Origin of the sequence: Trinickia acidisoli (assembly GCF_017315725.1) — a bacterium.
In the GTDB taxonomy this organism is placed as follows: domain Bacteria; phylum Pseudomonadota; class Gammaproteobacteria; order Burkholderiales; family Burkholderiaceae; genus Trinickia; species Trinickia acidisoli.
On record NZ_JAFLRG010000002.1, the window covers coordinates 1,616,794 to 1,641,321 of the forward strand.

At 59.0% G+C, this 24,528-nt stretch carries 25 protein-coding genes and 1 pseudogene; 14 read left to right on the forward strand and 12 right to left on the reverse strand.

Annotation, left to right across the window (positions count from 1 at the left end; all coding sequences use genetic code 11):
- Nucleotides 1-66: 66 nt before the first annotated feature.
- Nucleotides 67-285: pseudogene (locus J3485_RS25515) on the forward strand (LysR substrate-binding domain-containing protein); the annotation flags it as partial.
- Nucleotides 286-360: 75 nt separating this feature from the next.
- Here J3485_RS25515 and J3485_RS25520 read toward each other — a convergent pair.
- Nucleotides 361-1,107 carry a carbonic anhydrase family protein gene (locus J3485_RS25520; RefSeq protein ID WP_206957096.1) on the reverse strand — a complete coding sequence of 249 codons (747 nt, stop codon included), beginning with the start codon at nt 1,105-1,107 and terminating at the stop codon, nt 361-363.
- 576 nt (nt 1,108-1,683) lie between these two features.
- Between J3485_RS25520 and J3485_RS25525 the strand changes: the two genes are divergently transcribed.
- From J3485_RS25525 to J3485_RS25535, 3 genes are read left to right on the forward strand one after another with little or no spacing between them, the layout of a single operon-like run.
- Nucleotides 1,684-2,697, forward strand: a complete 1,014-nt coding sequence (locus J3485_RS25525) for a TauD/TfdA family dioxygenase (protein ID WP_206957097.1) — start codon at nt 1,684-1,686, stop codon at nt 2,695-2,697.
- Entirely contained in the window at nt 2,691-3,608 is a 918-nt protein-coding gene (locus J3485_RS25530; RefSeq protein ID WP_206957098.1) for an AEC family transporter, read from the forward strand. The genes J3485_RS25525 and J3485_RS25530 overlap by 7 nt, the downstream gene beginning before the upstream one ends.
- Before the next feature lie 49 nt (nt 3,609-3,657).
- Entirely contained in the window at nt 3,658-4,626 is a 969-nt protein-coding gene (locus J3485_RS25535; RefSeq protein ID WP_206958381.1) for a D-2-hydroxyacid dehydrogenase family protein, read from the forward strand.
- A gap of 19 nt (nt 4,627-4,645) precedes the next feature.
- On the opposite strand, the gene J3485_RS25540 is transcribed toward J3485_RS25535, so the two are convergent.
- The 4 genes from J3485_RS25540 to J3485_RS25555 form a co-directional block, all read right to left on the reverse strand.
- Nucleotides 4,646-4,885, reverse strand: coding sequence for a hypothetical protein (locus J3485_RS25540; protein ID WP_206957099.1), 240 nt, complete (start codon nt 4,883-4,885; stop codon nt 4,646-4,648).
- Nucleotides 4,882-6,126, reverse strand: a complete 1,245-nt coding sequence (locus tag J3485_RS25545; protein ID WP_206957100.1) for an alkaline phosphatase family protein — start codon at nt 6,124-6,126, stop codon at nt 4,882-4,884. The genes J3485_RS25540 and J3485_RS25545 overlap by 4 nt, the downstream gene beginning before the upstream one ends.
- A 250-nt stretch (nt 6,127-6,376) precedes the next feature.
- Nucleotides 6,377-7,243: a PDR/VanB family oxidoreductase gene (locus J3485_RS25550; RefSeq protein WP_309477085.1), complete on the reverse strand. Its 867-nt coding sequence runs from the start codon at nt 7,241-7,243 to the stop codon at nt 6,377-6,379.
- Between the two features lie 88 nt (nt 7,244-7,331).
- The gene (locus tag J3485_RS25555; RefSeq protein ID WP_206957102.1) at nt 7,332-8,381 is read right to left on the reverse strand and encodes an aromatic ring-hydroxylating dioxygenase subunit alpha; all 1,050 of its coding nucleotides are present in this window, start codon (nt 8,379-8,381) and stop codon (nt 7,332-7,334) included.
- 99 nt (nt 8,382-8,480) lie between these two features.
- On the opposite strand from J3485_RS25555, the gene J3485_RS25560 reads away from it, so the two are divergent.
- From J3485_RS25560 to J3485_RS25585, 6 genes are all read left to right on the forward strand, one after another.
- Nucleotides 8,481-9,416, forward strand: coding sequence for a LysR family transcriptional regulator (locus J3485_RS25560; protein ID WP_206958383.1), 936 nt, complete (start codon nt 8,481-8,483; stop codon nt 9,414-9,416).
- A 384-nt stretch (nt 9,417-9,800) separates the two neighbouring features.
- Nucleotides 9,801-10,370, forward strand: a complete 570-nt coding sequence (locus J3485_RS25565; protein WP_206957103.1) for a YdeI/OmpD-associated family protein — start codon at nt 9,801-9,803, stop codon at nt 10,368-10,370.
- 466 nt (nt 10,371-10,836) lie between these two features.
- Nucleotides 10,837-11,415: an RNA polymerase sigma factor gene (locus J3485_RS25570; RefSeq protein WP_206957104.1), complete on the forward strand. Its 579-nt coding sequence runs from the start codon at nt 10,837-10,839 to the stop codon at nt 11,413-11,415.
- A 12-nt stretch (nt 11,416-11,427) separates the two neighbouring features.
- The gene (locus J3485_RS25575) at nt 11,428-11,736 is read left to right on the forward strand and encodes a hypothetical protein (RefSeq protein ID WP_206957105.1); all 309 of its coding nucleotides are present in this window, start codon (nt 11,428-11,430) and stop codon (nt 11,734-11,736) included.
- Between the two features lie 2 nt (nt 11,737-11,738).
- On the forward strand, nt 11,739-12,035 hold the full coding sequence (locus J3485_RS25580) for a 4Fe-4S dicluster domain-containing protein (protein ID WP_206957106.1): 297 nt from the start codon (nt 11,739-11,741) through the stop codon (nt 12,033-12,035).
- 105 nt (nt 12,036-12,140) lie between these two features.
- Nucleotides 12,141-12,857, forward strand: coding sequence for an O-methyltransferase (locus J3485_RS25585; protein ID WP_206957107.1), 717 nt, complete (start codon nt 12,141-12,143; stop codon nt 12,855-12,857).
- Between the two features lie 75 nt (nt 12,858-12,932).
- Here the strand turns inward: J3485_RS25585 and J3485_RS25590 are convergent, their stop codons facing one another.
- The 5 genes from J3485_RS25590 to betC form a co-directional block, all read right to left on the reverse strand.
- On the reverse strand, nt 12,933-13,298 hold the full coding sequence (locus J3485_RS25590) for a YybH family protein (protein WP_206957108.1): 366 nt from the start codon (nt 13,296-13,298) through the stop codon (nt 12,933-12,935).
- 96 nt (nt 13,299-13,394) lie between these two features.
- Nucleotides 13,395-14,195 carry a hypothetical protein gene (locus tag J3485_RS25595; RefSeq protein WP_206957109.1) on the reverse strand — a complete coding sequence of 267 codons (801 nt, stop codon included), beginning with the start codon at nt 14,193-14,195 and terminating at the stop codon, nt 13,395-13,397.
- A gap of 182 nt (nt 14,196-14,377) precedes the next feature.
- Entirely contained in the window at nt 14,378-15,520 is a 1,143-nt protein-coding gene (locus J3485_RS25600; protein WP_206957110.1) for a porin, read from the reverse strand.
- Nucleotides 15,521-15,561: 41 nt separating this feature from the next.
- Nucleotides 15,562-16,527: a choline ABC transporter substrate-binding protein gene (gene choX, locus J3485_RS25605; protein ID WP_206957111.1), complete on the reverse strand. Its 966-nt coding sequence runs from the start codon at nt 16,525-16,527 to the stop codon at nt 15,562-15,564.
- Between the two features lie 66 nt (nt 16,528-16,593).
- The gene (gene betC, locus J3485_RS25610; protein WP_206957112.1) at nt 16,594-18,135 is read right to left on the reverse strand and encodes a choline-sulfatase; all 1,542 of its coding nucleotides are present in this window, start codon (nt 18,133-18,135) and stop codon (nt 16,594-16,596) included.
- Between the two features lie 112 nt (nt 18,136-18,247).
- On the opposite strand from betC, the gene J3485_RS25615 reads away from it, so the two are divergent.
- Nucleotides 18,248-19,174, forward strand: a complete 927-nt coding sequence (locus J3485_RS25615) for a choline sulfate utilization transcriptional regulator (protein WP_206957113.1) — start codon at nt 18,248-18,250, stop codon at nt 19,172-19,174.
- Nucleotides 19,175-19,185: 11 nt separating this feature from the next.
- Here J3485_RS25615 and J3485_RS25620 read toward each other — a convergent pair whose 3' ends face one another.
- Both J3485_RS25620 and J3485_RS25625 read right to left on the reverse strand, forming a co-directional pair.
- Nucleotides 19,186-20,187 (reverse strand): ATP-binding protein, encoded by a 1,002-nt coding sequence (locus J3485_RS25620; protein WP_242538927.1) that lies wholly within the window; start codon nt 20,185-20,187, stop codon nt 19,186-19,188.
- 178 nt (nt 20,188-20,365) lie between these two features.
- The gene (locus tag J3485_RS25625) at nt 20,366-20,797 is read right to left on the reverse strand and encodes an Lrp/AsnC family transcriptional regulator (protein ID WP_206957115.1); all 432 of its coding nucleotides are present in this window, start codon (nt 20,795-20,797) and stop codon (nt 20,366-20,368) included.
- Between the two features lie 210 nt (nt 20,798-21,007).
- On the opposite strand from J3485_RS25625, the gene ocd reads away from it, so the two are divergent.
- The 3 genes from ocd to J3485_RS25640 all read left to right on the forward strand — a co-directional run bounded on the left by ocd (nt 21,008) and on the right by J3485_RS25640 (nt 24,487).
- The gene (gene ocd / locus J3485_RS25630; RefSeq protein ID WP_206957116.1) at nt 21,008-22,084 is read left to right on the forward strand and encodes an ornithine cyclodeaminase; all 1,077 of its coding nucleotides are present in this window, start codon (nt 21,008-21,010) and stop codon (nt 22,082-22,084) included.
- A 53-nt stretch (nt 22,085-22,137) separates the two neighbouring features.
- Nucleotides 22,138-23,082, forward strand: a complete 945-nt coding sequence (ctlX, locus tag J3485_RS25635; protein ID WP_206957117.1) for a citrulline utilization hydrolase CtlX — start codon at nt 22,138-22,140, stop codon at nt 23,080-23,082.
- Between the two features lie 139 nt (nt 23,083-23,221).
- Nucleotides 23,222-24,487: an ABC transporter substrate-binding protein gene (locus tag J3485_RS25640; protein WP_206957118.1), complete on the forward strand. Its 1,266-nt coding sequence runs from the start codon at nt 23,222-23,224 to the stop codon at nt 24,485-24,487.
- Nucleotides 24,488-24,528: the final 41 nt, after the last annotated feature.

The window sequence follows — 24,528 nt, forward strand, 5'->3', positions numbered from 1 at the left end:
CGCTAAATCGTGATCTTCCTCCAACGCCCTGCTGCGCTTGCCTCGCCTACCTTATGCAGGGCCGACGAACTAACGCTCACCGCGGCAGCGCAGGGACACGGTGTCGCTATCGGCGATCCACGGATGGCCAGCGATCGGCTACAAGCGGGAACGCTCGTCACGCCCTTTGATCATGTGGCATCCAACGGCTTGGGGTACTTCCTCGTCTATCCGTCTCAACGTGCGGCGCAGCTTAAGATTCGCGCACTTGCGGATGTATTGTTGCAGCTCGCGCGGGAAGGATGATCGATAAAGCGGACGGTCCTCTCCTCGCAAACCGCATTGGGACGTTCGATGCATTGAATCGATACGTCGATGCGATCAATCGAAAAACGTGACTGCGCCGGTCTTGAGGTTGTACATCGCACCGACGATCTCGATCGTTCCGTTGGTTTCGAGTTCGGCGAGCACGGGGCTGTGTTCCCGAATGTTGGCGATGGTCAACTCGACGTTCTTGCGCGACACGGCGTCCACGAAATCATAGTTCGTCGCGGTGCGCTCGCCGTCATATTTCGTTGCCTCGACGGCGGGCTTGATCTTATCCAACAACCCAGTGAGATTGCCTAGCTCGGCGTTGGCAATGGCACCCTTGATTGCGCCACAGGCGGTATGTCCCATCACGACGACGACCTTTGCGCCCGATAGCTTGCACGCGAACTCCATGCTGCCAAGGATGTCACTGTTTTCTATGTTTCCGGCAACGCGACAATTGAAAACATCGCCGATGCCCAAATCCATGATCACTTCGGCCGGCGCGCGGGAGTCGATACAACTGAGCAGTACCGCTGCGGGGTATTGCCCGGCTGCGCTCGCACGCTGCTCTCGCAGATAATCGCGCGCTTTTCGCTCGCCCCTTTGAAAACGCGCGTTGCCGTGTTTCATGGCATCGACGATCTGTTTTGGCGTCATGCTATCGCGCTGCGCCTTGGTGAGTGCATCGGCGCGCGCTTGTGTCGAGAGAAGAGGGCCGACACCGAGCCCAACCACCGTGGCAGCGCCGGCAAGCTTTAGGAAATTCCGACGGCGTGTGCCTCTGTATTGCCCCGGATACTCGACTGTGTCGCACATGATGTTGTTCCTGTCGTTCGACAAATGGCGTCCGCCGCAAGCGATGGTTCAATATAGGCCATTGTTGGCGCCCTTCAAGCAGAAGGAAAGATTCGGGGTAAGTGCGTTTGTGCGGTGGAAGACGCTTGCGTCGAGACGGGTGGTCAATATTTGACGTGTGTTCGGTGCCGTACAGACTGCGTCGGCGGTTTGGCGGCCGGCGATCACTGCCTTGGATCTACGATACGGCCGATCAGCGTCGCGGTATATGGGCGACTATCGCCGACTTCCTAACATGAGGGCTCTGCGGCGACCAAGACCCGGAAGCGGCAGCGCAACAGAACCTCAACATCTTTGACTCTCACATCGCATTGACCACCCATATTATTTTTATAACGCACATAAATAAATATTTACACTGAAAACGTTTTCTCCCCAGCATCCCTCTCAGAAAGTGTTGTATCTCTCGGACCACCGGCAAATCACTTGACAATCCCGATAAGCATCACTAAGATCGCGTCCCTTTACGCATTACACAACTATTACATCGCCTGTCCACTTAAGACCACGACCAATAACAATTACAAGCTTTACTCAATGAATAAAACCTGCATCTTTCAATTGACCGATAGCGAGCGCGATCGTCTTGGCAACGCTTTGGTAGAAATCGCCTACGACCCCCACGGCAGCATGGGTTACATCACTGACCTGCGCATGATTGCGCTGTCGGCCCTGCCACGCCGCATCGTCGATGCCCTATCTGAGCAGCGCGCATCCATCAATCCACGTTCACACCTGATTTTCGAAAACCTCCCAACTGACGAGCAAATTTTCACGACACCCGCCCCCGAGGTATTCACGCCGGCGGCCAAGAGCGGCCACCTCAGTGAAAACCTAATCATGGCGTTCGCGTCGTTGATCGGCGAGCCTTACTCGATTTTTTTCGAGGGTGCCGACATTGTAAATAATCTGATCCCGACTCGAAAATCCAAAGGCGAATACACGGGTCTCGGATCTGAAGTGGAACTTGACTTCCATATCGAGAATGCCGCGCTTAAGTTCATGGACGACTACAACTTTTCGCCGCTGGGACTATTGCTCACGGGTGTACGCCACGACCCGCAAGGCCCGCTCACACGTCTCGCCGACGCGCGTGCCGCTCTTGAACGCCTGACACCGGAAGACATCGAGTGCCTCCGGATGCCGTTGTATCGCATCAAAGTACCCTACCGCTGGCGCCGTGACAGCGCTCAACAAACCGGCCCGGTGTCTTTGGTGCGCGGCAGCCCGGATCTGCCCGAGATAAGCGCCGTGTTCTATCCGGACATGGTCGAACCCACAACGAGTGCAGCCGCATTTTCCATGGAGAAGTTCTACGCGGCGATCCGCGAAGTCTCTTTCGGAATCGACATCGTCCCCGGTCGCCTTGTCTATATCGACAACCGCTTCACTCTGCACTCGCGTGACAAATTCAACGGGACGTATGACGAGGCCGGCAATCCGATGCGTTGGGTGCAGCGTGTCTTCGTCGCGCCGAATCTTTGGAACCACCGCAACCTCAATCCCGTGAAATCTCGCGTGTTTCAGCCCAAGGAGGCTGCGGTATGCTGAACGTATTTCTGTCGGTGTTGCCCATCTTTCTACTCATCGTCGTGGGTTACACGGCAAAGAACTACTTTCTGTCGGAAGAAGGCTTCTGGAAGGCGGCGGACAAGCTCGTTTATTATCTTTTCTTCCCCTCCCTGCTACTACTGGACGTGAGCCGTGCCAACTTCACCGGCGCCAATACCACGACGGCAATCGTCGCCACAGTGGGGAGCACGCTGCTAGTAGCTGGCCTGATCTTCGCCGGGCAACGAATCGTCAAGGTCAGAAACGATCTATTCACTTCCATCTTTCAAGGTGGCGTGCGGTATAACTCCTATGTATTCATCGCGTTAGCGCAATCGCTATTTGGCTCGGACGGAGTAGCGATGTCGGGCGTGTTCATCGCCTACATGATCGTGCTAACAAACGTGATGAGCGTACTGGTGATGAACCATTATGGCCATGGCGGCAAGAAGTCCTTCAAAGGCATGTTGACCGCTTTGGTACAGAACCCTCTCATCATCGGCGCCCTGGTGGGCCTCGGCTTCAATATGAGTGGGCTGCATATCACCGGCTGGATAAAGCAGTTTCTGAGTTATCTCGGCTACGCCGCGACGCCGCTCAGCCTCATGTCGGTGGGGGCCGGCCTTGTGCTGTCCATGCATACCAGTCGGACCGTCGCGACGATCTACTCGGCAGCATTCAAACTGTTGCTCATGCCCGTATGCACAATGGCGCTTCTGAGATTCCTGGGCGCCTCAGGCGCACCGGCCAATATCGCGCTCCTGTATGCGTCAGCACCCTGCGCAGGCAATGCGTATATTCTGTCTCGCCAAATGGGCGGTGATTCAGAGGCTATGGCGTCCATCATCACGTGGACTACCCTGCTCTCGGCCATTACCATCACCGTCATCATTGGCACCGTCGTTCTTTAGACCCATCAATGGCCGGAGCATCGCCCGATGCTCCGCCTCCCCCAAAAATATGAACATCTTGATCCCGGACGACTACCAGCGTGCCGTCGCCCAGCTCCAATGCGCCGAACTGCTGTCCGACCACACGCTCACCATTCTTGGCGACCTGCATCGCCAAGACGATCTTCACGCGATCCTCGCCCACACTGAATGCCTCGTACTGATTCGTGAACGCACCCGCGTGGATGCGGGCCTTCTAGCCAAGATGCCCGCGTTGCGCCTGATCAGTCAGACCGGGCCAATCGGCCGGCATATCGATATGACCGCGTGCGATGCAGCCGGTATCGCGGTAACACAGGGCAGCGGTTCACCGCACGCGCCGGCCGAATTCACTTGGCTGCTGATCATGAACGCTTGTCGCCGCTTTTACGAAGCAGTCGATGCGTTCCGCCAAGGGCAATGGCAAGTCAACTGCGGTAGCGAACTTCATGGCAAGACGCTGGGGATCCTTGGGTTCGGCAAACTGGGCAAAATGGTTGCGCGCTACGCACAGGCGTTCGGAATGAAGGTGCAGATATGGGGTAGCGAACGCGCTCGCGCAGAGGCCGTGGCTGTCGGATATAGCGCGAGCACGAGCCGTGCAGAATTTTTCTCGAGCGCTGACGTGATCACCGTGCATCTGCGCCTAGCCGATGAAACGCGCGACTCGATCAGCCTGGCCGATTTATCGCTGATGAAGCCGTCCGCGGTCTTCGTCAATACCAGCCGCGCGGAACTCATCGCACCTGGCGCATTGGAAACCGCCTTACGTCAAGGCCGGCCGGGATACGCCGCAATCGACGTGTTCGAATCCGAGCCGATTTACAACCGCACACACCCACTCTTCGCGCTGCCCAATGTGCTATGCACGCCCCACCTCGGCTATGTGGCAGAGCAAAGCTACGAAGCCTACTTCCACAGCGCATTCAGCAATGTGCTGCGATTCATTGCCGGAGACTATGGTGACGTGCTGAATCCCGCCGTGCTGAAGAAGCGCTGATGCGGGTTGAGAGGTCGGGTCAGCCACCATCACGTCGATGCCCGCGCATCTGACGCTCCCGCATCAGATGCGGCATCAGTTCTTCGATGTACTGTCTCGCATCGCCACGCGTGCACACCTGACTGAAACGCCGATGCGCTACGTCCTTGCCGACCAATTCCATATGGGCCTTACGCAACACGTGCAGCAGTCCCATTAGCGTACTGGGGTCGGGCAGCGGTTCGTGGTCGCGCTCATGCGCGGGCGCAGTCCGGGTCATGTGCCTATCCTCTCTGGGCAATCCTGGCGGCAAGTTTGAGTGATCAGCGACAGCACGTCATTGGCGTTCCTGTCGCGATCCGTCAACGGTTGAAGACCGAACAAGCGTTCAAGCGTCGCAAGCACCGAGCTGTGATCGTACGTCGTGTGATCGACCTGCCCTTGCGCGACCCAAGGCGACACGACGATGGCGGGAACGCGCACACCGTAGACATCGAACCCGAATCCGCTCGCATTCAGCGTCGCGGCTGCACCGTCGTTAGGCGGTGTCGCTTCGCCGGGTTTGACTGAGTCGTAGAAACCGCCGTGCTCATCGTAGAGAATCACGAAAAGGCTCTTGTCCCACAACGGCGAGTTGCGAATCGCACTGTAGACGCGGGCGACGAGTTGATCGCCGGCGGTGAGGCCGTCCATCGGATGCTGCGAACTGCCGTTCTCGTAGCTGTCGTTCACGATGTCGCCGTAGCTCGGCTCAATGAACGTATAGCGAGCTGTGTAGCCCGCGGCGAGGTCCGCTTCGAAATGCGACAGATCGTTGACGTCGCAAAAGCTGATGCCCTTGACGGACGCAACATGCGGCACGCGGCCAACCGGATTGCCCAGTTCGTCCTGGTACAAGCGGTAGTTGTTTTTACCAAGCGCGTCGAAAATCGATCCTTTCGGATAGACGAAGCCATCCAGCCCTTCCCATTTGCACATCTCGGCCGACGTCGGCGAATGATCGAGCCCGGCCGACGATGCGCCGTGCAGGAAATAGCGGTTCGGCCAGGTCGGGCCCGGCAGCGACGAATGCCAGGCGTCGCACAACACGAACTGCGTCGCGAGTTGGTACAGCGCGGGCGACTGCATACGAGCGTCAACGCCCCGCATGATGTCGTCCACATCGCCGCTTTGCGGTGGCGTGCCTTCGGTACGGGTGGTCGCGTAGTTCGAGACAAAGCCGGAGTTGTCGATGGGCGGATAGGGCTGGCCTGGCTGGAACTTCGCGCCCGCGCCACATAGTTGCTCGACCACGTCGACGAATTCATGCCCGGGATCGGTGGGCATCTGACCGGGCGCACCGTCGCCGAAGGCATAGGGGGTGCCGTTGTAGGTGTTCGCATTTCCAGAAGTGGCAGCGACGATTCCCGGAATACCCGATAGCGCGAACAGATGGTCGAAAGACCGGTTCTCCAGCATCAGCACGAATACGTGCTGAATGATCTGGTCCAAACCGCCTGCGGCGGCCGCGTTTGTGTTCATGAAGCACGCTCCTATCGTTCGTTGGACGACCGATCCGCTTTTCTGCTTCGTTCTTCGTTGTTGCCGCACCCTGTCGTTCGCATAAAACCCACAGCGACGCTCGCTGTCAAGGCGTGCCGAGCGCGTGCGTTTTCAGTGTAGGGGCTCGCCGATCTTCCGGCAACGATGAATCAGCTTCCACTAAACTCGACGATAATCTCGGCCGCCGTCTATTCCGGCAATCGTCGCCGACAAATGGCGTACCGCCTGACTAAAGGTCAATGACCAGTTCGTCGGATTTCGCTCGCGACACGCAGATCATCAGCGATTTGCCGGACGTCTGCTCGTATTCACTCAACACATAGTCGCGGTGTTCGACCTCGCCCGATAACACCTTCACTTCGCAACTGCGGCACAGTCCTTCCCGGCAAGAAAACGGTGGGCAGACGCCGTGACGCTCAAGACAGTCGAGAATCGACTCGTTGGGCTCGACCAGGCATCGCATTCCGAACCTTGCAAGAACGACCGTAAATGCCCGCTCATTCCTACCGGCAACTTGCACCGGCGATGCGGTAAACCGCTCGAAATGCAGATTCTCCCGCGGCATGCCGGCCTGCAGGCCCTGATGCGATACGGCGTCCATCAGCCCACCCGGTCCGCAACAATAAACATGCTCACCGGCCCTTACGTCGCCGACCAACGTCTGAATGTCAGGCGTCCCACCGGCTGATTCGTCGTTGGCGTGCACATGAACCTTGCCACCGACGGTGCGCAATTCGTCGAGGTATGCTGCGCACATCCGCGACCGCACGCAATAGTGCAAATGCCAGGGTACCGAATGACGGATGCACCAGCGGATCATGCTGAGAATAGGCGTGATGCCGATACCGCCGGCGATGAAGCGATGAGATGCGGCCTCACGTGACAGAGCGAATAAAGTGCGGGGCTCGCTGATCGTCAGCGAGTCGCCTTCGCGAAGCGACGTATGCAGATAACTCGACCCGCCGCGCGACGTCGCGGACAGGCTCACGCCAAGACGATAACGATCCGTTTCCGCCGCATCGTTGCAAAGCGAATACTGTCGCGTTAGGTCGCCGGGCAGATGAACATCGATATGCGCGCCGGGCTCGAACGGCACGAGCGCCGCGCCGTCTGCGGCCTGCAACTCGATTCCTAGTATCCCTTCCGCCTCGCGCTTCAGTCGCGTTACTTTCACCTGGATCATCTCAGGCTCCTTGCACTGCTTCCGGCACCTGCTGTTTCTCTTCTTCGAGACGTTGATTGACTGCCCAGCGAAACTGGGACAGTGCGGCGTCGATGCCGAACGACATCATCCTGAAGCCCGAGTCCAGTGCAAGATTCTTCTGCTGGGCGGTGATGATGTCGCGGTCCTCGTCGAATGCATCGACAACCGCCTGATGGATCGCTCGCGTGACGTCGGGTTGATCAATCGCAAAGTTGTGCGGATGACCGAAGAAGTAGTGCGTGGAGTTTTCTGTTTCGGGCGTGAGTGCCTGGCAGCCACGGAATTCCGCCGCGTCGACACGTGCCCCTTCTTGCGCGCCGGTACCGACCGGCGCCATACCGGAATCCATTCGCAGAATCGCAGGAATAGTGAAGTCGTAGACATTCCAACGATCGACCTTGCCAGGCCAGTTCTTGACGGCAGCGGCAAACGGAGGCGCATCCGTATTCAACGTCCAGCGCGTGATGCGAACGCCGCCGTCGATCCGCTCAACGTTGGGCTGTATCTTTGCATAGTCTTCGGGGCCGCCCAGCGTGGTTGGATGCACGAACGGCAGATGCGAGAAGTCCAACAAGTTGTCGCAGATCAGCAGGTAGTTCACGTCGTAGTGAATGTAACCGGGCAAGCTGCGCCACTGCGGATCGTCGAGCCAGTGAGTATCAGGAATCGTCTCTGGGTCGGCAAGCGAAGGGGCGCCCGTCCAGATCCAAATCCAACGGTGCCGCTCGACAACCGGGAAAGTTCGAACCTTCGCCTGCGGCGGAATACGCTGTTGAGCGGGCGCTTCAACACAGGTTCCGGTGCGGTCGAATTTCAGGCCGTGATACATGCAGCGAATACAATCGCCCTCGCGACGGCCAACCGACAACGGCGCGCCGCGATGACAGCAACGATCCTCGAGCGCAACGACGCCGCCGCCTTCCTCGCGATACAACAAAACCGGGATGCCGGTAATAACGCGAGCAAACAGCGCTTCGCTTTCCACCTCATGCGACCAGGCAGCCACGTACCACGTATTCCTGATAAACATCCTTGTCTCCGTCATGTGGGTGCGCCCTATCCTGGGACGCTTGACCTCAAGATAGATTTAGCACCATCATGCGTCAAGCCAATGGGGCTAATGCGAGGAATGCATGCTGTGCATATACGCGATCTCGATCTGAACCTGCTCGTGGTATTCGACGCACTGCTTCGCGAACGAAGCGTGACTCGAGCGGCATCCGAAGTGGGGCTGTCGCAGGGGGCAATGAGCCACGCGTTGAATCGGCTGCGGGTGTTCTTTGAGGATCCTCTGTTCGTCAAGACGCCATCGGGCATGGAGCCGACGCCGAAAGCAACCGTGCTTGGCATTTCGATCGTTGAAGTCATGACGACTTTGCGTCAGGACGTCGTCTCGCAGGCGCGCTTCGATCCTTCGACGGCGCGACGCACCTTCGTACTTTGCATGACGGACATGGGCGAATTGGTCTTTCTACCGCCGCTCATCCGGAAGTTGCGAGAGGAGGCGCCGAACTGCACGCTGCGATCCATCCAAGTTCCGATCGAGCAGATCGAGGGATTGCTTGCGTCTGGAGAAGTGGATCTCGCGTTGGGGTCGGTCCGTGCCGCGCCCGACGATCTCTACCAGCAACAACTCTTCTTGCACGCTTTCGTGACGATGGTGAGCGTGCGAAACAAGCTAATCGGCGAATCGATTACGCGTGAACAGTTCGAAACGATGCCGCAGATCGCCGTTTCCCTGACTGGGCGCGCGGGCGCCGCTTACGACAGTGCGTTCGACGAGTACGGCATCCATCGAAACGTTTATCTGACGACGCCGCACTTCCTGGTCGTGCCGCTATTGATCGACGAACATCCCGAACTGATCGCCACAGTGCCGCTGGAGCTTGGGAATGTCTTCGCCAAACTCGGGACCGTTAAGATTGTCCCGCCGCCGGTGCCGCTTCCACCGTTTGCACTTCGCCAGCTTTGGCACCCTCGGTTTCATGACGAACCGGCGAACGTTTGGCTTCGACAACTCATCAAGCGCACTTTTGAGCGGTATCCCGAGTTACCGGCAGGATAGTGATTGGCGAAGGGCGATCCGGCATTTGGGTAACTTGAAGCGGATCTAGTCGCGCGATTTGGATGTAAGAAGGGCAGTGTCGTAGCGGATACCGGCCGCTGGGATTTCTCTCGCAGCGGTTTCGTTCTGGGCGCACTGTGCGGTATGGCCGCTGGCTCAGTTCGCCCCCTACCGGTCGTCGCCGGAACCGATGGCAACAGCAGATGTTGGCTGGAAGCCGGTCAACTGGATGCTCCGCCAGGAAAGACCTCCATCTTCCCTCCGATGAATACACGCTGAATTGTCGATAAATCGGGTATTCCCAAATTCGCGCAAATCGGTAATCTGCGAGGTTTCAGTGAACGAAAAAGCCTCGCTGCCTGAATGCAACCATTCGGATCCTCCATGACTGAGCCTCGTCTGACATTCCTTGACCAGAATGAATGGGAAAATTGGTTGACGCAAAACGGCGGTACCTCGACCGGGATATGGCTGCGCCTTGCCAAAAAGGGCGCCAGGCAGTCAACCTTGACTTACGAACAGGCGCTGGAAAGTGCTCTTTGTCATGGCTGGATCGACGGTCAAAAACAGACTGAAAGTGAAGAATACTGGTTGCAACGCTTCACTCGACGCTCCGCAAAAAGTATCTGGTCCGTGCTCAACAAAGACCGGGCCGAAGCGCTGATCGCCACAGGCAGAATGCTTCCTTCGGGCATGCGAGAAATCGAGAAAGCCAAAGCGGATGGCCGCTGGGAGGCTGCCTATACGTCGGCCAGCAACTCGGTCGTACCGGACGACCTACAGGCCGCACTGGATGTCAATCCCAAGGCCCGCGCGTTCTTTGCGACGCTGAACGGCCGAAACCGTTACGCTATCCTGTTTCGAATACAGAATGCCAAAAAGCCCGCAACACGGGTGCGCAAAATCGAGGAGTTCATCGGCATGCTGAATCGCGGCGAAACCATTCATCCCTAGACCAGGAAGTTCGACAGCCGACGAAAGTCGCCGGACGATGCCGCGCTCAGGGCGGGCAATCCGCAGCGCTGGCGAACGTCGATCAATGCTGGCTTACGGTTTATTTATCTCTTTGACCGCTATTCGCACATGACCGGCCGTTACGAAAATCCGACTGAGCGTCGGCTCCTCGCCGTGCTCTGCCGATCAACCGATAATGCGGTCCGGCCCAGAGCGAACGGTTGGGCACGCTGAAAATGGCCGTCGCGGCTCTATCGGGAACGAACGCACCTGTGCATGGATCGGGCATCGGGCCCATGACCGCTGGTTGGATTCTGCGGCATCGCTCCGGAAAAGCACCCACTTCTTCCTGTTACTTAATGGCCACAACCCCGTTACGCACCGCGTCAAGCGAACCCTCAGTTGTTCAAGGAAAGATTTTTCGCACTCGCCACAATATTCGCGCTCCTGAAACGTCTTCAGACGCATGGAACCGCCACCCACCTCGCACATGACCGACCGAGACAGCGACATCACCGCGACCGTGGTGCGTGAGCGCACGAGGCTCGTCAATTTTATTCGGCGTCGAATACGCGACCCGGACGATGCCGAGGACATCCTGCAGGATGTGTTCCACGAATTTGTGCAGGCTTACCGGCTTCCCGCTCCGATCGAACAAGCGAGCGCGTGGCTTTTCCATGCCGCCCGCAACCGCATCATCGATCGCTTTCGCAAGAAGAAAGAGCAGCCGCTGACAGATCTGTCTGAAGCCGAGGACGACGCCGGCAGTGAGTATCGCCTCGACCTCGCCCTACCGGCGCACGATGCAGGTCCCGAAGCCCTCTACGCTCGCGCTCTATTGCTCAAGGCCTTGCAGGATGCGCTCGATGAGTTGCCACCGAATCAACGTGAGGTATTCATCGCGCACGAGCTGGAGGGGCGGCCCTTCAAAGACATGGTGGCGGAAAGCGGTGTCACGCTCAATACGCTGCTCGCGCGCAAACGCTACGCAGTCTTGCATCTGCGCGCCCGGCTGCAGGCCATTTATGACGAATTGGATATTTAGAGGAGTCGACGGATGAAATTTCGAATCAGGTGTGCGGGTAAAGCCCTGCTTGTGGTGGTCGCCATAGGCGTGCTCGGGTTGGTGGTCATGACGCTATGGAATTGGGTGATTCCGGCGCTATTCGTCGGCGCCCGTGCGATCGACTTCGCACATGCGTTGGGCTTGCTGGTTTTGAGCCGCATCCTGTTTGGCGGATTCCGCGGACACGGCGGCTGGCGCGCACGGCGTCACTGGCGCAAATGGGAAGCGATGACGCCCGAAGAACGGGAGCAGTTCCAGACGGCATGGCGGTCGGGCCGCGCTCGGCGCGCGGAAGATTGAACATGCGCGAGAAATCACCGGCCGACTGCAAACAGAAGCCGGGCGTGATTGCGCCCGTCGTCGACCTAAAACGTTGCGAAGGCAAGGGCGATTGCCTGGAGGTCTGCCCCGAGAATGTGTTTGAGATCCGGCGCATCGATGAGGTCGATTATCTGCGCCTCGATTTGATGCATCGCCTTAAGCTACGCGTGCATGGAATGAAAGTCGCCTACACGCCGAACGCACACGCCTGCCGGTCGTGCGGTCTTTGCGTGACGGCGTGCCCTGAACGGGCGATCAAACTGGCCAGAACAGAATAGCGTCACACGTTTTCGCTGATGACGGAAGGACACCGCAGGCTGCCTAAGGTAGTGGTCGGTCGTTGGACACGTCATCGGCATTATCGATCTCGTCAAGGAGCGCACATGGCTTCATCAACCACAGTTCTTCTGCGGCGGCTTCACGAACAGAGCCAGACAGAAGTGATAGCCCGCGCACGGGCGCAGTTCCAAGGATCGAACGACGAGTTTCTGACTCTCGCGGAGGAATACGAAACGCTTGCACCTCGACTGCGTGGACGGTTTCTCGAAACGCTCGGGCTATCTAGCGAAGATTTCGAATCCTCGCAAGGCACTCCTCTATCGTTAGCCGTGTCAGCGGAAACGGGAAGGTTTTTACGCAACATGGTGCTTTCGCACAAACCGGCTCGAATCCTCGAACTCGGCAGTTCCTACGGGGTATCCACGCTGTATTTCGCCGAGGCCCTTCGCACGTTAGGTCGTGGCATGGTTGTAGCGACCGAACTCGATGCTGTTAAGTGCGCACATCTTCGGGCCCACGTCAGAACGGCGGGCGTAGACGCTTATGTCGACCTGCGGGAGGGCGATGTATTCAAGACCGTTGCCGAACTGGACGGCACGTTCGACATGGTGTTTATCGACGTATGGGCCAACACCTATCTGAATCTATTCAAGCAAATCGAGCGCCTGCTACGTCCGGGATCTATCGTTCTCGCAGACAACATGTACACAGCCGAGGACGTCGTTCGGCCATACAAGCACTACCTCGACAGCAATCCGCGCTTTTCGACCACGACGCTGGGCTTTGAATCAGGGGTCGAATTTACGGTCGTCGTTTCCTAAGCTGATGAAGAGTGGGCTGCGTCCGGCACCCGGTTCATGTGCCAGGCAATGGGGAAGGTTCCGGCGATGGGGTACCTATCGCTGCACGCCTGCGTAGTAGGCAACCACCTTCGCCGCCTGACCGGCGTCATTCACGGTGACGCAGTCGATCACGCGATTCCCGTTTTCCCTTCTGTACGAGACTGCGTAACCAGAGGGGGCGAGGAATACCTGTTCAAGCTGAAATTTGAGCTGCGGTGCCAGTTCCAGCCCCAAGGCGAAGTGCTTCCTCAATTCCGCGAGTCCGATGAGTTTGCCGTCCGGTTTCCCCCAGCGCGTCCTAACCGTTTCGGCCTCGAACACCACGTCTTGCGAGTAGTGCGACATGATCCGTTCGAGGTCGTGAGCGTTCCAAGCGTCGATCCAGTCCTTCGCATGTGCTTCGGCATCTTCGTATGTCATCCCGCTTCCTTCAAGAAGGTTTTCCTTCGGATGCGCGCTTCAGCCAGCGCAACCTTCTCAACGTATTGACTTCAGCTTGCGCCGCCTTCCTCGCCCCTAATTAATCCAAGAAAGATCCGTAAGCACGTTGCTCTTTGCAATATTGCACTTCGCACAGTACGGCCTTAGATTAAAAGCGGAATGCATGCAGGCATTCAGTACCGGCTGCAATCCCGTCGACGCAATCAGCACGCTCAGCATCGTCATCCCCTTGGCCGTCAGCGTATAGCGCCGTTCCTTCCCGAAATCGGAAGAGGACGATGAATCGTCTCTACCCGCTTTCGTGGGCAACGGATCGGTCGTTCCCTCTCGGTATGCGGTCGCGAAATGTCCCTTGCCCGGCATCATGGTCAGGTAAGACGACAAGCCCCGAAGAACCTTCAAGATCGACTGATCTTGCCCTCCCGCCTGCGGCTTCATATGGTCGATCGTTATATGCGTGGCAGGCAGAATCAAGCCGCAGTTATAGCACGGTAGCGATGCCTCGGTGCTCGTGCGCGCCGTAGTGCCTTCGATGTAGTTGAAGTCCCGATCTTGAACGTTGAAGAGCTGCATCCAATACGGGTCCTGAAGCACGCGCCGATAGTCCGTGGTCATGTAGGCCGCCGTCAACGACTTTCCGATCGCGACAGCCTCGGTCAAATCGAGCGAATATTCAACTTTGGCGGGGATAAACGGCTTAGGTAGCTCGACTAGCTGGAATCGCTCGAGCATCTTCGGGAAAAACTTCTTCTCGACAAAGACTTTCGCACGGCCTTCCACTTGAATTTGACTGCCGATGCTCGTGTAAGCATCGAACGATGCACCATCGGCGTTTTGAGTAAAAAGCTCTCTGACTTTCGCTTCGAAATTGGCCACGTCGTCTCCTCGGATATTGTTCGTTGGCGAATATTGCTAGCGCGCCCCGGCCCGCGTTTTCGGAACGCACATTGTCGACGATTCCAGTCCGAGCGTCGAGTGGCTATCGCAGCAAACTCATGGCAGCAAAAAAAACGGGCCATGTCCAAGACAGGCCCGCCAAAGTACGACTAGGAGTTCGCTCAGAACGAATGCCGCATACCAACGCGTATATCGGCCTGCGTCGTGGTGGTGGACGGCGTGAAGCTATACCCGATCACCGCATCGACCCCGCTCGATGCCTTCAAGTAATCCCCCGAGATATAAACATCGGTGCGCTTCGACAACAGGTAGTGCAGCCCTGTCGATACCTGATTCCAATGGTGTCCTTCGAAATGCGTGTACTGGTAGCCGCCGTCGACACTGAACGCCGGCGTCACGTGCCACGCCGCGCCGCCCTCACCAACTTGCATCTGCGACGACTGCCCAAATGCCTTGATCGTCGTATAGGAATAGTTGCCCATCAGCGTGACCGTGCCAAGCGCATAGCTCGCGCCGACGCCGAACGTTCCTTGCTTGTCCACCGGAAAAGCCGTGCTCGAATATAGATCCGTAATCGCGCCCGTCGCAGGATCGACGCTTACGGTTGGCCTGCCGAGAAACGTCTGCGTTCCGATCATCGCGTACGGATCGAACGCATAAATGCCGCTCGGATTGTTCAACTGCGTATAGGCCGCGCCCATCGTGAAGGGGCCGTGTGCATAGTGCGCCCCGACGCTGTACGCGCTGTCCTGATGAAAATTCCCCGCGACGTTTCCGAATGACCACATGCCGCCGAACTTGAAGCCGTCGATGTCGTTCGACAAGAATTTCACCGAATTGGGCAGCCGGTCCCCGTTGAATCGATCGAAGTCCCCCTGGTGAATCGCATATCCGCTCGCCCACGCCGAGATGTTGTAGGAGAACACCATCTCCTCGGTCATATCGAGTTGATTGCCGAGCGATACCGTACCCCAGGGGCCCGAAAGGCCGACGTAGGCCTGCCGCCCGAACTCCGAGCCCCCGAACGCGAGCTTGCCCGTTCCGAGCTTGAACCCACTTTCGAGCGCGAACACGGCAGCAAGCCCGTTGCCGAGATCTTCGGTGCCTTTGATGCCCCATCGGTTGCCGTATGAAACACCATCGTCGAACTTGACGACGTGCGAACCGCCGGTGTTGCTGACATAAGTCACGCCGGCGTCGAGAATGCCGTACAGCGTGACGCTGCTTTGAGCGTGACTGACGGCGGGCAAACTGGCGAGCGCCAGCGCCACGCCCGATAAGATCGGAGCGCGTAATGCGTTCATGTTGGTGGTCTCGTGGGTGTTCTGTGGGTGTTCTGTGGGTGTCAGTGATCGCCAAGCGCGCTATTGACTGCCTGCAATCCATTTGCCCCGCTCGCGGTCGTGACACCGTCGAGCCAAGGGCCGAGCAACTTCGGATGCGCCTTCAATGCCTCGCGTGCGGCGGCATTCACGCTGACCTTGTTTTGCAGCACGTTCGCAATGATTTGGTTTTCGAGGTCGACGTTGAACGTGATCTGCTTGAACAGCCGGCCAAGATTCGTGCACTGGTTCGCAAATCCCGTACGCGTGACCGTATTCACCGTGGCGCCGCCATAGTTCGGGCCGAAGTACGCGTCACCGCCCGAGAGATACGTCAAATGAAACTCCGTGTTCATCAAATGCGGCTCCCACGCGAGAAACACGATCCATCGTTTGTCTCGAACGGCACGCGCGACCTGTGTCAGCATCCCGGTTTCGCTTGACGCAACCAGCGTCCAGTTGCCAAGGCCGAAGGCTTTGTCGCCGATCATCTTCGAAATATTTTGGTTCGCCGGCGCGCCCGGTTCGATGCCGTAGATCTTGTCGTCGAATTTGTCGGCGTACTTCGCCAGGTCCGCAAACGTGTGCACACCCGCCGCGGCTACGTAATCGGGCACAGCCAGCGTGAATTTCGCATTCGTCAGGTTGGCATGCAGCACGTCGATCGCGTGGCTATCGACGAACGGCTTTACGAGCGGGCCCTGAGCCGGCATCCAATTGCCGAGGAACACGTCGATCTGTCCTTTTTTCAGGCCCTCGTATGTGATCGGTACCGAAAGGTTTTCGATGTTTTGGTGGTAACCGAGCGCACCGAGCACCACACCCGTGATGGCGTTCGTCGCATCGATATCGGTCCAGCCTGGGTCCGCCATGCGCACTTGCGTGCAGCTACTCGGTTCGGCCGCATAGGTCGGCGTCCAAAGCATGACGGCCGCCGCTAAGATCCCGGCGATCAAGCGCCCGCCTCCCTTTTGCTTGCTTCGATTCATGTCTCGCTCCTGTGTGGTTGATCTATGTGTAATCGGCGTGTAATTCGATGGATGAAGACGGTCTGCTCACTCGCGCACGACGCGCGGGAAGCGTGCCATCGCTTCGAGCGTGTCGAGTTCGATGTGATTGCGCATGTAGCGCTGGCTCGCATCGCTGAACGGTTGCCAGTCCCAGGATTGAATGCGCCCTTGCGTCGACGCCGCGTAGTGGAAACGCCGACGTCGCTGGCTTGCGATCACCTCCCGATGCAATGCGTCGAGATTCCAGCGCGCCGCAATTTCGGTGCGGAAAGCCGCGACCGTCTTCGCATGCACCGGATCGTCTGCAAGATTGATCAACTCTCGCGGGTCGGCTTCGAGGTCGAACAATTGATCGGGATCGACAGGCGTATGAATGAATTTATAGCGTCCGCGACGAATCATCACGATCGGCGCGATCGCACCTTCAGCCAAATACTCGCCGAACGTCTCGTCGTGGCCGTCCTCGCTTCGCAGATGCGGCACGAGGCTGCGGCCGTCGATGGGATCGGGCCATGCCGGCTCGCGCTTGTCTGTCGCGAGCTCGACGAGCGTCGGCAACAGGTCGATGGTAGAGACCGACGCTTTCACTCGGCGCGGCTCGAACGCTTTCGGGGCATGCACGATCAAGGGGACGCGCGCAGCGTTTTCGAAAAACGTCATCTTGTACCAGAGCCCGCGCTCGCCGAGCATGTCGCCATGATCGGACGTGACGATGACGATCGTATCGTCGGCCAAACCCGTCGCATCGAGCGCATCGAGCATCGCGCCGAACTGCGCATCGACATACGACAACGCGCCGTAGTAGGCATGCCGTGCGTTGCGCACCTGCTGTTCGGTCGGCGGCGTGCGGTCGTTTTCGCACACGTGACGCAACCGCTTCGAATGAGGGTCGCTTTCGTCGAGGGTTAGCGTCGTGTACGGTAGGTCGATCTCTTCGTCGCGATACAAATCCCAATACGTCGCCGGAATCGCATAGGGATCGTGCGGATGCGTCAGCGACGCCACGATGCAGAACGGCCGTACGTCGCTGCCCGCCTGACGTTCGCGCGCGATGTCGTAGAGCTTTTGCCGCACGGTGAACGTGACTTCGTCGTCGAAATCGAGTTGATTGGTGCGCACGCACGGGCCCGCCTCGAGCACCGAACTCATGTTGTGGTACCAGCTCGGGCGCACTTCGGGTTGTGCCCAGTCGGGCACCCAGCCGAAATCGGCCGGGTAGATATCGGTCGTCAGGCGCTCTTCGAAACCGTGCAGTTGGTCAGGCCCGCAAAAATGCATCTTGCCCGACAGCACGGTCCGGTATCCCGCCGCGCGCAGATAGTGTGCGAACGTCAGCGTTTGTGCCGGCAATTCGGCTGCGTTATCGTAAGCACCGATCTTCGAGGGAAGCTTGCCGGCCATGAAGGCGAAGCGCGACGGTGCGCAGAGCGGGCTCGCACAATAGGCCGAATCGAACACCACGCCCTCGCTGGCCAGCGCGTCGATGCGCGGCGTCTTCGACACGGTATTGCCGTACGAACGCAGCGACGAGGGCGTCATTTGATCGGCCATCAGGACGAGAATATTTTTTCCGGTGTTGGGCTTCATGAGTTCGGTGTTTAGAATGCGTTGGAATCACGCTGAGTGCGTGACGCCAATATGGCGACCCACAATTCGCGTGTGAAGACGGCCGCTATTTATGGCCCCATAAGGCATGCTTATGTCTGACCAAGACCGTTTGCCGCCGCTGCAGATGCTGTCCGTGTTCGAATCCGCGGCTCGGTTGGCAAGCTTCACCGCCGCTGCGCGCGAGCTCGGTTCGACTCAGCCGGCCGTCAGCCAGCGCATCGTGCAGCTGGAGGCGGAGCTTGGCGTGCCGCTGTTCGAGCGCGGGCATCGCGGCGTCACGCTCACGGCCGACGGCCAGCGTCTCTATGAAGCGGTGCGCCAAAGCATCTCGACGATACGCGATGCCGTTGCCGACATTCGCGCCGCCCGCGCCAAGGGCGCGTTGACGATCCTGACCGATGCCGGCTTTGCCACGTATTGGCTCGTGCCGCGGCTCATGGACTTGCGACGCCTGCTGCCCGATGTCAACGTGAAGGTCGTCACGTCGCAGCTCGCATTCGATCCGCGCCGCGATCACGCCGACGTCGCGATTGCATTCGGCGACGGCAATTGGTCGCCTTGCACCGCAACACGGTTGTTTCCCGAGGAAGTCGTTCCCGTTTGCTCGCCCGCGTTTCGCGCGGCGCATCCTCATATCGTCGAACCGGCCGATCTATATGCCGCGCCTTTGCTGAATGTGCAGCCTACCGAACCGGAGCGCTGGCTCGGCTGGAACGGTTGGTTCGCGGCGCATGGGTTGTCGGCGCCGCCCGACGAGCATGGATCGACGTTCAACAGCTACGCGCTCGTCATGAACGCGGCCCTAATGCATCAGGGCGTCGCGCTGGGATGGCTGCCGCTCGTCGACGAACTCATCGCGAGCGGGCAGCTCGTCGCGCTGTTCGATGAGCCCGTGACGACGCCGCGCGGATATTTTTTGGTGTGCCCGCCAGCGCGCCCCGAAACGCCCGCGGCGCCGGCTTTTCGGCGGTGGCTGTTTGCGGCGTGTGCGGCCGGTGCGGTTTCTGCCGCGCCGTGAAGGTGGGAGTGCTATGGGTATTGCTTTCGCCGTCGAAGCCAATCCGCAAACGCTTCGTCTTCGACGCGGTAATGCCCAACGCCAAGCCGCGTGACGATGCTTTCCGCTTGCAACCGTCGCAATGCATGTGCGACGGTATTCTTGGTAGCGGGTTTGCCCAACCAAGCAGACAATACAGCCAGGCTCCCTGCCCCATGAATGTCGGCTTCTCCGCGTGCGAGCAGCGTAACGACGGCTTGGTCGGCCGGGTTCATGTCGCGCCACTGCTTCAGGAAATGATCGTCGGAGAACACGGAAGCTTTGGTGTGCGCTAGCGCCGCCTCCATGCCTTGCGGCTGATAGAGCATGTAGCGTTCAATGAAACGCTTGAAGAATTCGGGCGTGCGGTGCAACTCCTCGAATGCATACTTACCCTGCTCTACCTTCAGCTTGCTCTTGATCATGCTGTTCATGAGCTTGATGGTGAAGCTCACGAACTCGTCGCCCAATAACGGAAACGGCTCGAGCGTCGCCCAGTTGTAGAACGGTTCGGATGACCGCGCAAACATCTCACGCAATGTAGTCTCAGAGCTTCCTGCAAAGATCACCTTGATACGCAGCTTGCGAACGTCGAGCGCGGCGCGCAGCGTATGGGCGAAATCGCCGTGGTCGGCTCGCGCGAGTACCTGAGCTTCATCGATCGCCAACAGCAGCGGCTTCTTCTGCCGATCCAACTGCTTGAGGATCTCGCGCAACGCCGTTGCGCTATCGCCCTTCGGCGCAGCAGCCAACTCGGCTTCGAACGAACCCTCCATGCCGGGAATCGCAGCGCTCGCCCTCAATCTCTTCACCGGCCTACCCAGCTTGGCCAACACCGCCTTCACGCCTTGCGGTTCGAGCGCGTCCGAAAGCGCCGACAAAAGCGCCGTATCGGGGGCAGAGCGACAATCCCATAGGTTCGTGTACGCAACGAGGTACCCGCGTTCAAGTGCAGCCGGCAACAAATCGCGTCGCAGGAATTCCGTTTTCCCCATGCGCCGCCTTGCGAACAGCCCGCGGGCCGACGATAGCTTCAGATCGAAAGCGTCAAGATAGGCTCGCGCCACGTCGGATCGCGCAAAATGCCACGGGTCCGACTCGAAAGTATCATCCGGTATCATCGAATTTGAGAAGTATCAAAACTCATGATACCAGATGATACCAGGCCCGCCCTCACGCCTTATGCGTCGACAGCAAAATGCTCGTCTCCGTGTTGGCGATGCCGTCGATCAGCCGGATCGCGCCCAATACGCGATCGAACTCTTCCAGCGAATCCGCCTGCAACTCGGCGATCAAATCCCAACGCCCGTTCGTGCTGTGGATCGTCGTGACGTTGGGGTGACCCCGTAGTGCCTTGATGATTTCCGCCGCGCGATTGCCCTGCAAGGCAATCAACATCAACGCGCGGATACGATGCTTCTCCGCGGCACGCTTGAGCCGAACCGTATAGCCGACGATCACCCCTTCGTTTTCCAGGCGAGTCAGCCGGTTCTGCACCGTCGCACGCGCAACTCTCAGTTCCTTCGCCAGCGCCACCACCGGCATGCGCGCGTCGTCGCGCAGCAATGCGATGAGCTGCCGATCGACGTCGTCGAGATTGATCATGTCTCGTCATCCCCTTGGTTCCGTGCAACAGCGGCCACCAGCATGGCTGCCACCGCCGTCGACTGAGCAAAATCGCAGTCGAATTGAGCATATTGTCAATTTTGGCTAGCGATTTGTCACCTTTGCCATCTTTTTGTTGGCTCCGCTCACGGAAATAATATTTCCATTCAGCGGCTAACGAGGCCGCGGCTACTCAGGAGACACCCCATCATGACTCGCTTTCTCGACGTTCCCGCCACCAGCCGGCTCATCGCGCGCGTGGGCCTTACTCGGTTCTTGAGCGAACTCCTCGATACGCTGCGCGCGGACTACCTTCGATGGACAGACTTCGACAAATCGCCCCGCGTCGCGTGCCATTCGCCGAACGGCGTGATCGAACTGATGCCTGTCGCGAACAATGAGCTGTTCGCGTTCAAATACGTCAACGGCCATCCCGTCAACGCTCAGCGCGGCATTCATACGGTGATGGCGTTCGGGGCGCTCGCGGCAGTCGATACCGGCTATCCCGTCCTGCTCGCGGAACTTACGCTGACCACCGCATTGCGCACCGCCGCAACGGCGGTGCTCGCAGCGCGCGTGCTCGCCCGCCCCAACGCCAAGAAAATGGCTTTGATCGGCAACGGCGCGCAAAGCGAATTCCAAGCGATCGCGTTTCACACGCTGCTCGGCATCGATGAAATCCGCGTATTCGACATCGATCCGAGCGCGACGGACAAGCTCGTCCGCAATCTCGCCGCCTATCACGACCTGCGCGTGATCCGCGTCGCATCGACGGCCGACGCGGTACGCGGCGCCGACATCGTCACGACGGTAACGGCCGACAAGGCCTACGCAACGATCATTACGCCCGACATGATCGAGCCCGGCATGCATCTGAACGCCGTCGGCGGCGACTGCCCCGGCAAGACGGAGCTTCATGCCGACGTGCTGAGCATGAGCCGCGTCATCGTCGAGTACGAACCGCAAACACGGATCGAGGGCGACATCCAGCAGTTGCCCGCCGACTTCCCGGTGACCGAGTTGTGGCGAATCCTGAAGGGCGAAGCCACGGGCCGCGAAAACGCCTCGCAAGTCACCGTCTTCGATTCAGTCGGTTTCGCACTGGAGGATTACTCGGCACTGCGCTATCTCCATGCGCTCGATCAGCAGCACGATGCCGGCATCGACATTTCGTTGATTCCGCCTTCGGTCGATCCCAAGAATTTGTTCGGACTCATCGAGCAAGCACAGGTGATGTGCGCCGCCGCAACGCGCACGTTCGACGAGGCGCACGCTTTCGCGCGCTGAAGCCAGCCTGCCGCCGTGCGCTCGCTGCCGATGCCTTCTTCTCGATGTTTTCAATGAATACTCAGTCGATTCAAGCACCCGCCGCTGTCGTGATGGTTCGTCCGCATCGCTTCATGCCGAACCCGCAAACGGCCGCCGACAACGCGTTTCAATGCAATCCGGCAGCAAGCAGCGCGGCGACGATGCACACCTTGGCCGAGCAGGCGCGCGAGGAAGTCACGGCGGCCGCGCATGCGCTAACGCAAGCCGGCGTACGCGTGCATCTGTTCGACGATCATGGCGAGCACGATACGCCGGATTCCGCATTTCCCAACAATTGGCTTACCACGCATGCGGGCGGCCGCGTTGCGTTGTTTCCGATGTACAGCCCTAACCGCAGGCGCGAACGACGCGCCGACATCGTGGAGATGCTCAAGACGAAATACCGAGTGAGGGAGATCGTCGACTACTCGGGTCTCGAGCATGACGGTGTTTTTCTCGAAGGTACCGGCGCGATGGTCCTCGATCACGTGGGACGTATCGCATACGCCGCGCGTTCGCATCGCGCCGATCCGATCGCGCTCGAACGCTTTTGCGCGCAGTTTCACTTCGAGCCGATTTGTTTCGATACCACCGATCCCGAGGGCCGTGCGATCTATCACACCAACGTGATGATGAGCGTCGCCACGGCATTTGCCTTGGTCGGGCTCGATGCGATCCGCGATCCGCACCGGCGCGATGACGTTCGTCATCGTTTGCTGGAAACAGGCCGTACCGTCATCGCACTCGATCATGAGCAAATCGCGAATTTCGCGGCGAACGCCCTCGAATTGAACGGACGCGACGGTCGCATACTGGCTCTGTCCAAACGCGCTTTCGCATGCCTTACCCCTGGGCAACGCGAACTGATCGAACGCTCGGCGCGACTGCTCCCGCTCGACGTTCCCACCATCGAAACCGCCGGAGGCTCGGTGCGCTGCATGCTCGCGGGGATTCATCTTGCGGCCCGCATCGGCTGACCCGTAGCGCCGGAACGGCTCTCCTCCGGCAAGCGCCTCGGGGCGAACGAATGCGCACGGAGGTGTCCTCGCCAACATACCGCGCCTGCCATTTGACTCATAAGTCAAACCATTAGACAGCGGATAAAAGGAGGCCGCCATGACCCGGGCGAACCGCAGGCCTGACGCCAATCGCCGCACGATACTGAAGGCGGCTGCGGCGGCCGCGTCCCTGCAATTGGCGTCTCCGTTCATCATCAAGGCACGCGGCGAGACGCCGCTGCGGATCGGCATGGTCGATCCGCTGACGGGCGTCTATGCTGCGGTTGCACAAAACGAAGTGACCGGCGCGAAGCTGGCCGTCGCGCAAATCAACTTGCGTGGAGGCATCCTCGGGCGCCCCGTCGAATTGCTCGTCGAGGACTCGGCCAATGACGTCGGTACCGGCGTGCAAAAGGCGCGTAAGCTGATCGACCGCGATCAGGTCACGTTCCTCATCGGCGACGTGAATTCCGCCATCGCACAAGCCCTCGCTCAAGTCAGCAACGAAAAGAAAGTGCTGCACATCGTTTCCGGCGGCCATACCGATACGATCACGGGCACCGACTGCAAGTGGAACGTCTATCGCGTCTGCAACACGACGAGCATGGAAGCCAACGCAGTCGCCAACCTCCTGTTTTCGAAGTACGGCAAGCGGTGGCATTTCATCACGCCCGATTACGCATTCGGCCATACGCTGCAAAAGGCCGCGGCGGCCGACTTGCAGAAACTCGGCGGAACGATCACGGGCAACGAGTTGACGCCGCTCGGCACGACCGATTTCTCTGCGTATCTGATCAAGGCGCGCGCCGCGAAACCGGACGTGCTGCTCGTGTTGCCGCAAGGCTCGGACATGGTGAACTGCTTGAAACAGATCGCCCAATTCGGGCTCGGCAAGGACATGCACATTGCCGGATTGCAGCAAGAACTGGAATCGCTCGAAGCCATGCCGCCCGAAGCGCGCGTGGGTGTCTGGATGTTCGAATGGTATTGGAAGCAACCGGGCGTACCCGACGTCGACAAATTCGTTGCAGACATTCGTAAGGTGAACGGCGGCAAGGTGCCGACGGCGCGCCATTGGTTCGGCTACACCTCCGTGCGCACGCTCGCAGGCATCGCCAACCAGGAGCGAACGCTCGATGCAAAAAAACTCGCCGAAGCACTCGGCGGCTTCGAACTGCCGGACGACGTCAAACTACAACCGAACAAGTGCTATTACCGCAAGGGCGACCATCAACTGATGACGTCGGCGTTCGTCGGCCAAGCACTCACGGAGCCGGCACCCGACGATCCCGAAGATTTGTTCCGCGTCGAATACGTCGTACCGGGAGACAAGACCGCTCCGCCGGAAAGCGAAACGGGCTGCAAGGTGCAATGGCCCGCTTGATCCGAGGGAATCCGCCGCCGATGTGAGTTCCGGCCGAACGC

Excerpts from the sequence above, each read along its gene's own strand:
- J3485_RS25520 (WP_206957096.1), bottom strand. The coding sequence starts at position 1,107 with ATGTGCGACACAGTCGAGTATCCGGGGCAATACAGAGGCACACGCCGT.
- J3485_RS25525 (WP_206957097.1), top strand. The coding sequence starts at position 1,684 with ATGAATAAAACCTGCATCTTTCAATTGACCGATAGCGAGCGCGATCGT.
- J3485_RS25530 (WP_206957098.1), top strand. The coding sequence starts at position 2,691 with ATGCTGAACGTATTTCTGTCGGTGTTGCCCATCTTTCTACTCATCGTC.
- J3485_RS25535 (WP_206958381.1), top strand. The coding sequence starts at position 3,658 with ATGAACATCTTGATCCCGGACGACTACCAGCGTGCCGTCGCCCAGCTC.
- J3485_RS25540 (WP_206957099.1), bottom strand. The coding sequence starts at position 4,885 with ATGACCCGGACTGCGCCCGCGCATGAGCGCGACCACGAACCGCTGCCC.
- J3485_RS25545 (WP_206957100.1), bottom strand. The coding sequence starts at position 6,126 with ATGAACACAAACGCGGCCGCCGCAGGCGGTTTGGACCAGATCATTCAG.
- J3485_RS25555 (WP_206957102.1), bottom strand. The coding sequence starts at position 8,381 with ATGTTTATCAGGAATACGTGGTACGTGGCTGCCTGGTCGCATGAGGTG.
- J3485_RS25560 (WP_206958383.1), top strand. The coding sequence starts at position 8,481 with ATGCATGCTGTGCATATACGCGATCTCGATCTGAACCTGCTCGTGGTA.
- J3485_RS25565 (WP_206957103.1), top strand. The coding sequence starts at position 9,801 with ATGACTGAGCCTCGTCTGACATTCCTTGACCAGAATGAATGGGAAAAT.
- J3485_RS25570 (WP_206957104.1), top strand. The coding sequence starts at position 10,837 with ATGGAACCGCCACCCACCTCGCACATGACCGACCGAGACAGCGACATC.
- J3485_RS25575 (WP_206957105.1), top strand. The coding sequence starts at position 11,428 with ATGAAATTTCGAATCAGGTGTGCGGGTAAAGCCCTGCTTGTGGTGGTC.
- J3485_RS25580 (WP_206957106.1), top strand. The coding sequence starts at position 11,739 with ATGCGCGAGAAATCACCGGCCGACTGCAAACAGAAGCCGGGCGTGATT.
- J3485_RS25585 (WP_206957107.1), top strand. The coding sequence starts at position 12,141 with ATGGCTTCATCAACCACAGTTCTTCTGCGGCGGCTTCACGAACAGAGC.
- J3485_RS25590 (WP_206957108.1), bottom strand. The coding sequence starts at position 13,298 with ATGACATACGAAGATGCCGAAGCACATGCGAAGGACTGGATCGACGCT.
- J3485_RS25600 (WP_206957110.1), bottom strand. The coding sequence starts at position 15,520 with ATGAACGCATTACGCGCTCCGATCTTATCGGGCGTGGCGCTGGCGCTC.
- choX (WP_206957111.1), bottom strand. The coding sequence starts at position 16,527 with ATGAATCGAAGCAAGCAAAAGGGAGGCGGGCGCTTGATCGCCGGGATC.
- betC (WP_206957112.1), bottom strand. The coding sequence starts at position 18,135 with ATGAAGCCCAACACCGGAAAAAATATTCTCGTCCTGATGGCCGATCAA.
- J3485_RS25615 (WP_206957113.1), top strand. The coding sequence starts at position 18,248 with ATGTCTGACCAAGACCGTTTGCCGCCGCTGCAGATGCTGTCCGTGTTC.
- J3485_RS25620 (WP_242538927.1), bottom strand. The coding sequence starts at position 20,187 with ATGGGGAAAACGGAATTCCTGCGACGCGATTTGTTGCCGGCTGCACTT.
- J3485_RS25625 (WP_206957115.1), bottom strand. The coding sequence starts at position 20,797 with ATGATCAATCTCGACGACGTCGATCGGCAGCTCATCGCATTGCTGCGC.
- ocd (WP_206957116.1), top strand. The coding sequence starts at position 21,008 with ATGACTCGCTTTCTCGACGTTCCCGCCACCAGCCGGCTCATCGCGCGC.
- ctlX (WP_206957117.1), top strand. The coding sequence starts at position 22,138 with ATGAATACTCAGTCGATTCAAGCACCCGCCGCTGTCGTGATGGTTCGT.
- J3485_RS25640 (WP_206957118.1), top strand. The coding sequence starts at position 23,222 with ATGACCCGGGCGAACCGCAGGCCTGACGCCAATCGCCGCACGATACTG.